This is a genomic window from Massilia sp. 05N420, from assembly GCF_056397205.1.
In genome coordinates this window covers 1-12,463 of record NZ_JBFTMX010000056.1, presented here as the reverse complement: position 1 = coordinate 12,463, position 12,463 = coordinate 1, and the positions used below count along the sequence as shown (strand labels likewise).

Genomic DNA, 12,463 nt, shown 5'->3' with positions numbered 1-12,463 from the left:
AAGGAGGCGGTGCCGTCGCTGCCGGTGATCGCCGCCAGCGCCGCGCCGAGTTCACGGAGCAGGGCCCGGCTCTCGGGACTGTCCGGATCGGCGGGCGTGATGGCGAACACGGGCAGCTTACTTCTTCAGCTTGGCAAACGCCGCCGCCATCGCGCCGCCGGCCGGTGGGGAAGAACGGTCCTGGCGCTGGTTATCGCGCTGGTGCTTATTTTGATGATCAGCCAGGCGCTTGCGGTCGTCGCGGTCGCCGCGCTGCTGCGGCTGCGAGCCCGCCTGCGGTGCGGAATCCGACAGGCGCATGGTCAGCGCGATACGCTTGCGCTTGACGTCGACTTCCAGCACTTTCACTTTCACCACCTGGCCGGCCTTCACCACCGTGTGCGGATCCTTGACGAAGGTGTTCGACAGGGCCGAGATATGCACCAGGCCGTCCTGGTGCACGCCGATGTCGACGAAGGCGCCGAAGGCGGCGACGTTGGTCACCACGCCTTCCAGGATCATGTCCGGGCGCAGGTCCGAGATCTCTTCGACGCCCTCCTTGAAGGTGGCGGTGGTGAATTCCGGACGCGGGTCGCGGCCCGGCTTTTCCAGTTCCTTCAGGATGTCGCTGACGGTCGGCACGCCGAACTTCTCGTCCGCGTACCTGGCCGGGTTCAGGGTCTTGACCAGCGAGCCGTCGCCGATCACGCTCTTGATGTCGCGCTTGATGTCGGCCAGGATCTTTTCGACCACCGGATACGACTCCGGGTGCACCGCCGAGGCGTCCAGCGGATTATCGCCGTTCATCACGCGCAGGAAGCCGGCCGCCTGCTCGAAGGTTTTATCGCCCAGGCGCGGCACGTTCTTCAGCGCTACGCGCGAGGCGAAGGCGCCCTTCATGTCGCGGTAGGTGACGATGCTCTGGGCCACGCTGCTTGATAAGCCGGATACGCGCGCCAGCAGCGGCGCCGAGGCCGTGTTGACGTCCACGCCCACCGCATTCACGCAATCCTCGACCACGGCGTCGAGCTGGCGCGCCAGCTGGGTCTGGGAGACGTCGTGCTGGTACTGGCCGACGCCGATCGATTTCGGGTCGATTTTCACGAGTTCCGCCAGCGGATCCTGCAGGCGGCGCGCGATCGAGACCGCGCCGCGCAGCGAGACGTCCAGCTCCGGCAGCTCGCGCGACGCGAATTCCGAGGCCGAATACACCGAGGCGCCCGCTTCCGACACCACGATTTTCGTCAGTTTCAGTTCCGGACGCTGCTTGATCAGGTCCTGGGCCAGCTTATCGGTCTCGCGCGAAGCGGTGCCGTTGCCGATCGAGACCAGGGACACATCGTGCTTCGCGGCCAGCTGGCCCAGCACGTGCAGCGAGCCGTCCCAGTCGTTGCGCGGCGCGTGCGGGTAGATGGTGGCGGTATCGACCACCTTGCCGGTGGCGTCGACCACGGCCACTTTCACGCCGGTGCGCAGGCCCGGGTCCAGGCCCATGGTGGCGCGCGGACCGGCCGGCGCCGCCAGCAGCAGATCCTTCAGGTTGCGCGCGAAGACGTGGATGGCATCGCTCTCCGCCTTTTCGCGCAGCAGACCCATCAGCTCGGTCTCGATGTACATGAAGCTCTTCACGCGCCAGGTCCAGCGCGCGGTGTCGAGCAGCCATTTGTCGGCCGGACGGCCGGCGCCCTTGATGCCGAAGCGGGCCGCGATCCGGCTCTCGCAGGGATTGTGCGGGGCGTCCCATTTCGGCTTTTCTTCTTCGCTGTCGAGGCGCAGGGTGACGTCCAGGATGCCTTCGCGGCGGCCGCGCATCAGCGCCAGCGCGCGGTGCGAGGGGACGGTCGACAACGGTTCCGCGTAATCGAAGTAGTCGGCGAACTTCTCGCCTTCTTCCTGCTTGCCCTCGACGACTTTCGATTCGACCACACCATGTTCCTGCACGTATTCGCGCAGCGACTGCAGCAGTTCGGCATCTTCGGCGAAGCGCTCCATCAGGATCTGGCGCGCGCCGTCCAGCGCCGCCTTGGTGTCCGCCACGCCGGGATTGTTGACGCCGTCGGCATTGACGAAGGCTTCGCGGACATAGCGGGCAGCCACTTCGTCCGGATTCTGCGACGGGTCGGCCAGCAGGGAATCGGCCAGCGGGGCCAGGCCGGCTTCGATCGCGATCTGGGCCTTGGTGCGGCGCTTCTGCTTGTAGGGCAGGTAGAGGTCTTCCAGGCGGGTCTTGTCTTCCGCATGGGTGATGGCGTCGAGCAGTTCCGGCGTCATCTTGTTCTGCTCGGTAATCGAGGCGATCACCGCGGCGCGGCGGTCTTCCAGCTCGCGCAGGTAGCGCAGGCGCTCTTCCAGCAGGCGCAACTGGATGTCGTCGAGGCCGCCGGTGGCTTCCTTGCGGTAGCGGGCGATGAAGGGGACGGTGGCACCTTCGTCGAGCAGGGCGACGGCAGCAGCCACCTGGACCGGTTTGGCGGACAGTTCTTGGGCGAGGCGTTGTTCGATCGAAGGCAGCATGGTATGGAAATCAGTGAGTCAGACGGGCAATGATACGCAAACGCGACGGATGCGCCAGTCTTGACAGTTGTTGCCCACCGAATTATTGGCCGTGCTCGTTCGTGTAGGGGTGGTGTAAACCCGCGGAAGAGTGTAACTTTTCTCTCTTTTGCTTTCTTTCGGCCGGTAAAGATTTCTTGGCAAGGTGCGATTCCGAACAAAACAGAACGGACCGCATGAAGGATAATATCGGTTGTTGTTTTTTTTCATACAGACTCGTGAGACCCATGCACACAGTTGATCTTCATCGCGACGACACCAGCGAGGCACCTCCGGCTCGAGCGCCAGCACGCGCGCCGGCCCTGCCTGCCCCGGTGTTGAGCTGGCTGCAAAGGGTCGAAGCGGCAGCACATCCCCAGCCGAAGCTGACCGCGGAAGTCGCCGACCCCAAAGCTGTCCAGTACAAATTCGTTTATGTCATGGCCCCGACCAGCGGCGGCCGTCACGTCGCGGTGTGCCTGTGCAAGGCGCGCCTGCGTCCAAACGGCGACGTGGCCGCGGCCAGCCCGGTGGGCGAAGTGTTTTCCCTGCTGTCGGCGCCGCCGGCTTACCTGGAGGGCGACGACGAGGATCTAGTTCGTTTCTTTATTGCAATGCGCAGCGGGTCGAACCAGAGCACCAGCGCCACCGAGCCGAAGGGCAAGGTGGGCGCCATCCTGCTGGAGCAATTGCTCGCGCAGGGCAAGCTGCTGTGGGCGAATTCCTGGTCCGACATGACCAATGGCCTGCTGTATCCCTTGCAACAGGGACCTGTGCGCAAGGCCAGCCTGGCCTGGCGCGACGAGGGTCGTACGGCCAAGCTCGGCTGGTCGGTGGAACCGGCCAAGGGCGCGACCCACGCCGGCGCCGACCTGGTCGACTACATGCTGCCGACCGATCCGCCGTGGTACATCGACAACCTGTCCTGCGGTCCTCTCGAGCTGAACCGTGGCGGCATCGACATCTCGCTGGCCGAGCTGCAGGCCCTGGTGGCGCAAGCCCCGGCCCTGGGCGGCAACGACAAGAAGCGCGTGTCGCAGCTGCTGCTGGCGCACGGCCTGCAACAGTTGATGCCGTTGCCGCAGCCGCTCACCCAGCGCCTGCGCGACGACGTCAAGCCGGTGCCCCACCTGCTGCTGGACGCGATTCCTGTGGCCGAGGGCAATGGCCAGCGCTGGCAGGACTTCGCCGTCCTGTCCTTCGACTATGACGGCCAGCGCATCTCCTTCGACCCGGCCCAGCGCGTGGTGCGCCAGATCGGCGACGTCACCGAGATCATCGCCCGCGACGAAGCCGCCGAGGCGAAGGCGCTCGACATCCTCAACAAGATGGGCTTCCGCAAGCCGGCCACGATGCCGCTGAGCTCGCTGTCCGGGGCGCTGCTGCTGGACGGCCAGGCGCAGTGGCTGCGCTTTGCCGGCAACGACCTCGAATCCCTGGCCGATCTCGGCTGGCAGATGCAGAAATCGGCCAAGTACCGCTACGACGTGGTGCCGGTCGAAGACTGGTATGCCGACATCGACGAGCCGGCCGAGGCCGGCAACGCCTGGTTCGAGCTGGAGCTGGGCATCGTCGTCAACCGCAAGCGGGTGCCGCTGCTGCCGGTGCTGGTCCAGCTGATCCGCAGCGCACCGCTGGATTTCAATCCGGAAGTGCTGGCCGCCCACCTTGAAGCCGACCAGATGCTGGCGACCCTGCCCGACGGCCTGCGCGTGGCGCTGCCCTGGGGCCGCGTGAAACCCATCCTGTCGACCCTGGGCGAGCTGTATTTCAACGACAAGATCAAGGCCAGGGTGCGCCTGTCGACCCTGGACGCGGCGCGCCTGGAAGAGCTGGCCCGCGGCGCAGAGTTCACCTGGACCGGCGGCGAACGCCTGCGCGAGACCGGCCGCAAGCTGAGCCAGTTCGGCAAGGTCAAGAAGGTCGACGCGCCGACAGGCCTGCGGGCGACCCTGCGCGACTACCAGCTCGACGGTCTGGCCTGGATGCAGTTCCTGCGCGAATACGACCTGGGCGGCATCCTGGCCGACGACATGGGCCTCGGTAAAACCGTGCAGACCATCGCCCACATCCTGACGGAAAAGGAAGCGGGCCGCCTGACCAGCCCGGCGCTGGTGATCGCGCCGACCAGCCTCATGATGAACTGGATGGAAGAAGCCGCGCGCTTCGCCCCCAGCCTGAAGGTGCTGCTGCTGCAAGGCAAGGAACGCATGGAGCTGTTCGACCAGATCGACGGCGCCGACATCGTGCTGACCACCTACGCCCTGCTGCCGCGCGACGAGGAAAAGCTGCGCGAGCACGAGTACCACCTGGTGATCCTGGACGAATCGCACTACATCAAGAACACCCGCTCGAAGGCGGCACAGACGGCCGGTTCGCTGAACGCGCGCCACCGCCTGTGCCTGTCCGGTACGCCGCTGGAAAATCACCTGGGCGAGCTGTGGTCGCAGTTCCACTTCCTGCTGCCGGGCCTGCTCGGCGACGAGAAGACCTTCAACAGCCAGTTCCGCCATCCGATCGAACGCCAGGACGATCCGGTGCGCCGCTCGCTGCTGAGTCGCCGCATCAAGCCTTTCCTGCTGCGCCGCACCAAGGACCATGTGGCCAAGGAACTGCCGGAAAAAACCGAGATGATCCGCCGCATCGAGCTCAGCGGTCCGCAGCGCGACCTCTACGAGACCGTGCGCCTGGCAATGGACAAGAAGGTGCGCGAGGAGATCGACCGCAAGGGCGTGGCGCGCAGCCAGATCGTGATCCTGGAAGCGCTGCTGAAACTGCGCCAGGTCTGCTGCGACCCGCGCCTGGTGAAAGCCATGCCGTCGCGCAAGAACACGGCGGCGATATCGGCCAAGCTGACCGACCTGATGCAGATGATCGACGACCTGCTGGGCGAGGGCCGCAAGATCCTGGTGTTCTCGCAGTTCACCAGTATGCTGGCCCTGATCGAGGAAGAGCTGGAAGCACGCGGCATCCGCTATGCGCTGCTGACCGGCGAAACCCGCGACCGCTCGGCCCAGGTGGCCGCCTTCCAGCAGGGCGCGGTGCCGATCTTCCTGATCAGCCTGAAGGCCGGCGGCGTCGGCCTGAACCTGACTGCGGCCGACACCGTGATCCACTACGACCCGTGGTGGAACCCGGCAGCCGAAAACCAGGCCACTGACCGTGCCTGGCGCATCGGCCAGGACAAGCCGGTGTTCGTCTACAAGCTGATTGCGAAAGGCACGCTGGAAGAGAAGATCCAGCTGCTGCAGCAGAAGAAGTCGGAACTGGCGCAGTCGATCCTGTCCGAAGGCGAATCGCAGAAGATGGCGTTGACGCAGGAAGACCTGCAGGCGATTTTTGCGCCTTTAGAAGACTAAAAGTTGCCGTCGTGCCGGGCATGGCCCGACACGACTCCCCGCGAAAGCGGGGACGACGTTCATGCGGAGTAGGTACTCAAAAGCAACGTCTTAGAGTCACCGTTCTATACAAATGACTAAACAGCGCACTATACTTCACGACTGAACATACTTTCGTGAAGGGTTCCATGGCCCGCAGCGCCCACCTTCCTCTGTCTGGCCGTGCGGAGCCGGTAAATACCCTGGCGACGGCCGACGCCTTCCGTACCATTGCCGAACTCGGCGGCGACCTGGCCTTCATCCTCGATTGCGCGAGCGGCTTGCCGATCTATATCAGTCCAAACGTCAACGAAATGCTGGGTTATTGCGTTCTCGATGTTCATGAACATTTGTTAACTAATAAGGAGGGACCGCTGGCACCCTTGTGCGCCGGCTTGCAGGAGCGCCTGCGCCGCTTTGCCGCTGGCGACGGTTCGCGCCTGCGCGTGGTGCGCGAGTTCGACATCCTGCGGCCGGATGGACGCGAAGTGCCGGTGGAAGTGATCTCGACCCTGCTGCTGGACGAGGCGGGCAGGGCGCAGGCGCTGGCCGGCCTGGTGCGCGACCAGTCCGCGCGGCGCGAGCGCGAACGCGAGCAGAAGCATTTCGCCAGCATGCTGAACCACGAGTTCCGCACGCCTCTGTCGACCATCGACGGCGCCATCCAGCGGCTGGAAGCGACCAATACGAAAGCCGACGAGCCGACGCGCCAGCGCTACCGCAAGATCGCGACCGCAACCGACCGCCTGATCGCGATGCTGGACGACTACCTGTCGCCGGAACGGATGGCGGCGCTGGGGCGCCAGCGCCAGGAGAAATCGGTGGCGCCGCGCCTGCTGCTGGAAGAGCTGGTGGCGCAGGCGCGCGTGGCCGGCAGGAAGGTGGCGCTGGAGGTGGACGAGCTGCCGGCCCAGTTGCGCGGCGAACCCGCCGGCCTGCGCCTGGCGCTGAAGATTTTGCTCGAGAACGCGCTGCGCTACACGCCGGCCGACGCAGCCCTGACGGTGCTGGGACGGCGCAGGGAAAGCGGCGTCGAGCTGGCGCTGCGCGATGCGGGGACGGGCGTGCCGCCGGCCGACCTGCCGCGCATCTTCGACAAGGGCTATCGCGGCAGCAATGCCGCCGGCCTGCCGGGCAGCGGCCTGGGCCTGTACATGGCGCGCTCCGTCGTCGAAGTGCACGGCGGCACGCTGGAGCATGCGGCGGCGCCGCAAGGCGGGGCGGAATTCCGCCTGTGGCTGCCGGTACAGGATGCGCCGGGGAAAGGTCTTGCTTCCTGACAGACCAGCAGTGATAATCGGACGGCCTACGGGATCGCCGCCCGAACAGAGAGAGACCGGGAAAACGAATAAAGACATGGCCAACCCATGACGCAAATACTGATTGTTGAAGACAATGGCGAATACGCCGGCGACATGGCCGACTTCCTCACGGAGCTCGGCCACGACGTCACGATCGCGACCACCGCCGGCGACATGTGGGCGGCGCTGACCCGCACGCCCGCCGCCGTGGTGGTGCTCGACCTCGGCTTGCCGGACGAAGACGGGTTCAACGTCATCCCGCGGATGCGCCAGCTGTATCCGGAGATCGGCCTGCTGGTCTTGACCGGACGGGTCGCGTTCGACAACCGCATCCTCGGCCTGCGCCTGGGGGCGGACCACTATCTCACCAAGCCGATCAAGTTCCCCGAGCTGGCTGCCCACATCGAGGCGCTGGATCGCCGCGTGCGTCCCTCGGCGCCGCCCCCGGCGCCGAGCAAGTGGACGCTGCGCGTGTCCGCCCGCCAGCTCGAGCTGATGGGCAAGGTCATCGACCTGACGGAAAAGGAATGCAATTTCCTGCACCTGCTGACCATCAATACCCGGCCGGTGCCGCGCCAGGTGATCGTGGCCGGCATGGGCGGCGACGATCCGGATGCCAGCCGCCGCGTCGACATGCTGGTCTACCGCCTGCGCAAGAAGGCGCGCACCGGCCTCGGCCAGGACTTGCCGCTGCGCAGCGCCTACGGCGAGGGCTACAGCCTGTCGGCCGGTTTCACGCTGGCCTGAAACCCTCGAGCGCATGAGGCGCAAGGCCTGGCTCTTGCTTGCATGCGCGGCTGGCGCCGGCGTGCTGCTGGCCTGGCAGTCGCTGCACCAGGAAGCTGACGGCGATCCGTCAACTTGCAGCGCTTCGACGGAAAAGTTCATGGCCTCGCTCGGCCCGGGGATGCCTTATCCCGAGGTCGTGAAGGAAATCCAGCACAGGAAGCTGCGCTACGAGGCGCCCGAACCGCTGCCGGGGTACGACGCCGACGATACACGCCGGCTGTACGTGAGGCTCAGGGAAACCGGTTTCCTGGTCAGCCGGCGCGAGGATGTCCGCGTCGAATTCGACAGCGCCAGGAAATTGGTCCGGCTCGACTGCATGGTCGTCTTGACCGGACCCTGATACCCTAGGCTGTCGATCGCGCGCATGGAGGCAATCCGCCATGAAGTTTCCCTGCCCCTGGGAAGAAGTCGACGGTTTTACCGGCCTGGTCGAATTCCGCAGCTTCGAACGCTGGATGACCGGGCAGGTCAGCGGTGGGCTGGCCAGGCAGGTGCCGGTGGCCGTTCCCTACCGCCACGGCGATGGCGATGGCAGCATCGTGCTGGTCGAGGTCTGGTATCTGCACCTGCAGAGCCGCGAAACCTGGCGCCTGGTATGGCCGGAGCCGCCTTTCGACGGCATTTTCAAGAAAATCCGATAATTGGGGACATGGTGATGCACTTTTTTCGTGCGCACGGATATAATCGGGGACAGAGTTCATTTCCGATGATGCCATGGCCCGCCAACCCCGCCTGATCCTGCCGAACCAGCCCCACCTGATCCTCCAGCGCGGCAACGACAACCAGCCCATCTTCCGCGACGACGAAGACCAGGAGCGCTTCCACGACTGGCTGAAGGAGTGCGCGCGGCTGTACAAGGTGGCGGTCCACGCCTGGGTCCTGATGCCGAATCACGTCATCCTGCTGGCCACGCCCGCGGACGAAGACGGCCTGGCGCTGATGATGCAGAAGGTCGGCCGCCATTACGTTCCCTGGTTCAACAGCAAGTACGGCCGCTCGGGCACGCTGTTCCAGGGCCGCTTCCGTACCTCGCTGGTCGACGCCCCGCACTACCTGCTGGCCGCAAGCCGCTACCTCGAGCTGGCGCCGGTGCTCGCCCAGCTGGCGCCGGAACCGGCCGACTACCGCTGGTCCAGCTATGCCCACCACGCCGGCCTGCGGTCCGATACACTGGTCACCGACCACATGCTGTACTGGGGACTCGGCAACACGCCCTTCCAGCGCGAAGCCGCCTACATCGAACTGGTACGGCAGGGCTATGGCAGCGAGGAGGGGGAACTGATCGGCGGCGCGCTGGCGAAGGGCGCGCCGGTGGGCTCCTATGCCTTCAAGGCCGAGCTCGAAAAAAAGACCAAACGGCAGATTCTGCCAGCCAAGCGTGGACGCCCTTTCAAGACCAGGCAGCCGGAAGAGCTGCTCGACTGAGCCTTCTATTCCAGCAATCCCTTGATTTAAAAAGCATTTTGATATCGTGGATGCCGTTGGTGTCCCCGTTATTACTATGTCCCTATTTATTTTGAGGGGAGAATTTTCCAAATTTAATTCGACTCCGACCCTAATTGTTGTGATTGATGTTTACTTGACTCTGCTCTATTCTCGGCCTTCACTTCTTCAAAAATGCCGTGGAGTCCCTCATGATTGCCCAAGGTTTATACGATCCCGCCAATGAACACGATGCCTGCGGCGTCGGCTTCATCGCCCACATCAAGGGCAACAAGAGTCATTCGATTATTGAACAGGGTCTGCTGATCCTGAAGAACCTGGACCACCGCGGTGCGGTCGGTGCCGATGCGCTGATGGGCGACGGCGCCGGCATCCTGATCCAGATTCCCGACCAGTACTACCGAGACGAGATGGGCAAGCAGGGCGTCGACCTGCCGCCGCCCGGCGAATACGGCGTCGGCATGATCTTCCTGCCGAAGGAACACGCCTCGCGCATCGCCTGCGAACAGGAAATCGAACGCGCCGTACGTGCCGAAGGCCAGGTCGTGCTGGGCTGGCGTAATGTGCCGGTCGACGAGACCATGCCGATGTCGCCGACCGTGCGGGCCAAGGAACCGGTGATCCGCCAGATCTTCATCGGCCGCGGCCCCGACGTCATGGTCACCGATGCGCTCGAGCGCAAGCTGTACGTGATCCGCAAATCGTCCGGCCACGCGATCCAGGCCCTGAAACTCATCCACGGCAAGGAATTCTTCGTGCCCTCGATGTCGGCCCGTACCGTCGTGTACAAGGGCCTGCTGCTGGCCGACCAGGTCGGCGTCTACTACCGCGACCTGCAGGATCCGCGCTGCGTCTCGGCCCTGGCCCTSGTGCACCAGCGCTTCTCGACCAACACCTTCCCGGAATGGCCGCTGGCCCACCCGTATCGCCTCATTGCCCACAATGGCGAGATCAACACCGTCAAGGGCAACTTCAACTGGACCCGCGCCCGCGAAGGCATGATGAAGTCGGCCGTGCTGGGTGAAGACCTGAACAAGCTGTTCCCGCTGATCTATGAAGGCCAGTCCGACACCGCCTGCTTCGACAACGCGCTCGAACTGCTGGTGATGGCCGGCTATCCCGTAGCCCAGGCGATGATGATGATGATCCCGGAAGCGTGGGAAAACCATGCGACCATGGACGAGAACCGCCGCGCCTTCTACGAATACCACGCCGCGATGATGGAGCCGTGGGACGGTCCGGCCGCGATGGCCTTCACCGACGGCCGCCACATCGGCGGCACCCTCGACCGCAACGGCCTGCGTCCGGCGCGCTACGTCGTCACCGACGACGACCTGGTGGTGATGGCTTCCGAGTCCGGCGTGCTGCCGATCCCGGAATCGCGCATCGTCAAGAAATGGCGCCTCCAGCCGGGCAAGATGTTCCTGATCGACCTCGAAGCCGGCCGCATCATCGACGACAAGGAATTGAAGGACACCTACTCGAACGCCAAGCCGTATAAAGCCTGGATCAAGTCGGTGCGCATCAAGCTCAACGAAATCAAGGTCACCGACAGCCAGCTCGCCCACAGCCGCGTGAAGGATACGCCGGCCCAGGGAGAGAAGGCGGCGATCTCGCTGCTGGACCGCCAGCAGTCCTTCGGCTATACCCAGGAAGACCTGAAATTCCTGATGGCGCCGATGGCGGTGCTGGGCGAGGAAGCCACCGGCTCGATGGGCAACGACTCGCCGCTGGCGGTGATGTCGAACAAGCTCAAGCCGCTGTACTCCTACTTCAAGCAGCTGTTTGCGCAGGTGACGAACCCGCCGATCGACCCGATCCGCGAAAGCATGGTGATGTCGCTGGTGTCCTTCATCGGCCCGAAGCCGAACCTGCTGGACACGAACAACGTGAACCCGCCGATGCGCCTCGAAGTCTCGCAGCCGATCCTCGGTTTCGACGACATGGCGCGCCTGCGCTCGATCAGCCTGCACACCGGCGGCAAGTTCAAGTCCTATGAGCTGAACATCTGCTACCCGACCAGCTGGGGCAAGGAAGGCATCGAAGCCTCGCTGGCCTCGCTGTGCGCGGAAGCCGTGGACGCGGTCAAGTCCGGCCACAACATCCTGATCGTCTCGGACCGCGCGATGTCGGCCGAGCAGGTCGCGATCCCGGCCCTGCTGGCCACCTCCGCCGTCCACCAGCACCTGGTGATGCGCGGCCTGCGCGCCTCGACCGGCCTGGTGGTCGAAACCGGTTCGGCCCGCGAAACCCACCACTTCGCCCTGCTGGCCGGCTACGGCGCCGAAGCCGTGCACCCCTACCTGGCGCTGGAGACCCTGGTCGACCTGGCGGCCCACCTGCCGAAGGCGATGTCGCCGCAGGACGCGACCTACAACTACACCAAGGCGGTCGGCAAGGGCCTGATGAAGGTGATGTCGAAGATGGGCATCTCGACCTATMWGTCCTAYTGCGGYGSCCAGATCTTCGAAGCCGTGGGCCTGAACAAGTCGCTGGTCGACAAATACTTCCGCGGCACCTCGTCGACGGTGGAAGGCATCGGCCTGTTCGAAGTGGCCGAGGAAGCGCTGCGCCTGCACCACCTGGCCTTCGGCAAGGACCCGGTGCTGGCCAACAGCCTGGACGTCGGCGGCGAATACGCCTTCCGCGTGCGCGGCGAAGACCACTTGTGGACTCCGGACGCGATCGCCAAGCTGCAGCACTCGACCCGCGCCAACAACTTCAACACCTATAAAGAGTACGCCCAGATCATCAACGACCAGAGCAAGCGTCACCTGACCCTGCGCGGCCTGATGGAATTCAAGATCGACCCGGCCAAGGCGATCCCGCTGGGCGAAGTCGAACCGGCCAAGGAAATCGTCAAGCGCTTCGCCACCGGTGCGATGTCGCTCGGTTCGATCTCGACCGAAGCCCACGCGACGCTCGCCATCGCCATGAACCGCATTGGCGGCAAGAGCAATACCGGCGAAGGCGGCGAAGATCCGCGCCGCTACATGGGCGAGTTCAAGGGCATCAAGATCGCCAAGGGCGAGACCCTGGCCT

Annotated in this window: 8 protein-coding genes; 7 read left to right on the top strand and 1 reads right to left on the bottom strand. The window is 64.7% G+C overall.

Annotated features, from left to right (window positions below; genetic code table 11):
• Positions 1-117: 117 nt before the first annotated feature.
• Positions 118-2,493: a Tex family protein gene (locus AC1DIX_RS25130; protein WP_477328086.1), complete on the bottom strand. Its 2,376-nt coding sequence runs from the start codon at positions 2,491-2,493 to the stop codon at positions 118-120.
• Positions 2,494-2,759: 266 nt separating this feature from the next.
• Between AC1DIX_RS25130 and AC1DIX_RS25125 the strand changes: the two genes are divergently transcribed.
• The 7 genes from AC1DIX_RS25125 to AC1DIX_RS25095 all read left to right on the top strand — a co-directional run.
• Positions 2,760-5,870 (top strand): DEAD/DEAH box helicase, encoded by a 3,111-nt coding sequence (locus AC1DIX_RS25125; RefSeq protein WP_477328085.1) that lies wholly within the window; start codon positions 2,760-2,762, stop codon positions 5,868-5,870.
• 155 nt (positions 5,871-6,025) lie between these two features.
• On the top strand, positions 6,026-7,168 hold the full coding sequence (locus tag AC1DIX_RS25120; RefSeq protein ID WP_477328084.1) for a PAS domain-containing sensor histidine kinase: 1,143 nt from the start codon (positions 6,026-6,028) through the stop codon (positions 7,166-7,168).
• Positions 7,169-7,255: 87 nt separating this feature from the next.
• On the top strand, positions 7,256-7,936 hold the full coding sequence (locus tag AC1DIX_RS25115; protein WP_441935239.1) for a response regulator transcription factor: 681 nt from the start codon (positions 7,256-7,258) through the stop codon (positions 7,934-7,936).
• Between the two features lie 13 nt (positions 7,937-7,949).
• Complete coding sequence (locus AC1DIX_RS25110; protein ID WP_477328083.1) at positions 7,950-8,318, top strand: hypothetical protein; 369 nt, start codon at positions 7,950-7,952, stop codon at positions 8,316-8,318.
• A gap of 40 nt (positions 8,319-8,358) precedes the next feature.
• On the top strand, positions 8,359-8,619 hold the full coding sequence (locus tag AC1DIX_RS25105) for a hypothetical protein (protein WP_477328082.1): 261 nt from the start codon (positions 8,359-8,361) through the stop codon (positions 8,617-8,619).
• A gap of 73 nt (positions 8,620-8,692) precedes the next feature.
• Complete coding sequence (locus AC1DIX_RS25100; protein ID WP_441935242.1) at positions 8,693-9,403, top strand: transposase; 711 nt, start codon at positions 8,693-8,695, stop codon at positions 9,401-9,403.
• Positions 9,404-9,612: 209 nt separating this feature from the next.
• The coding region (locus AC1DIX_RS25095; RefSeq protein WP_477328081.1) for a glutamate synthase central domain-containing protein at positions 9,613-12,463 on the top strand (2,851 nt) is incomplete at its 3' end.

Excerpts from the sequence above, each read along its gene's own strand:
- AC1DIX_RS25130 (WP_477328086.1), bottom strand. The coding sequence starts at position 2,493 with ATGCTGCCTTCGATCGAACAACGCCTCGCCCAAGAACTGTCCGCCAAA.
- AC1DIX_RS25125 (WP_477328085.1), top strand. The coding sequence starts at position 2,760 with ATGCACACAGTTGATCTTCATCGCGACGACACCAGCGAGGCACCTCCG.
- AC1DIX_RS25115 (WP_441935239.1), top strand. The coding sequence starts at position 7,256 with ATGACGCAAATACTGATTGTTGAAGACAATGGCGAATACGCCGGCGAC.
- AC1DIX_RS25110 (WP_477328083.1), top strand. The coding sequence starts at position 7,950 with ATGAGGCGCAAGGCCTGGCTCTTGCTTGCATGCGCGGCTGGCGCCGGC.
- AC1DIX_RS25105 (WP_477328082.1), top strand. The coding sequence starts at position 8,359 with ATGAAGTTTCCCTGCCCCTGGGAAGAAGTCGACGGTTTTACCGGCCTG.
- AC1DIX_RS25100 (WP_441935242.1), top strand. The coding sequence starts at position 8,693 with ATGGCCCGCCAACCCCGCCTGATCCTGCCGAACCAGCCCCACCTGATC.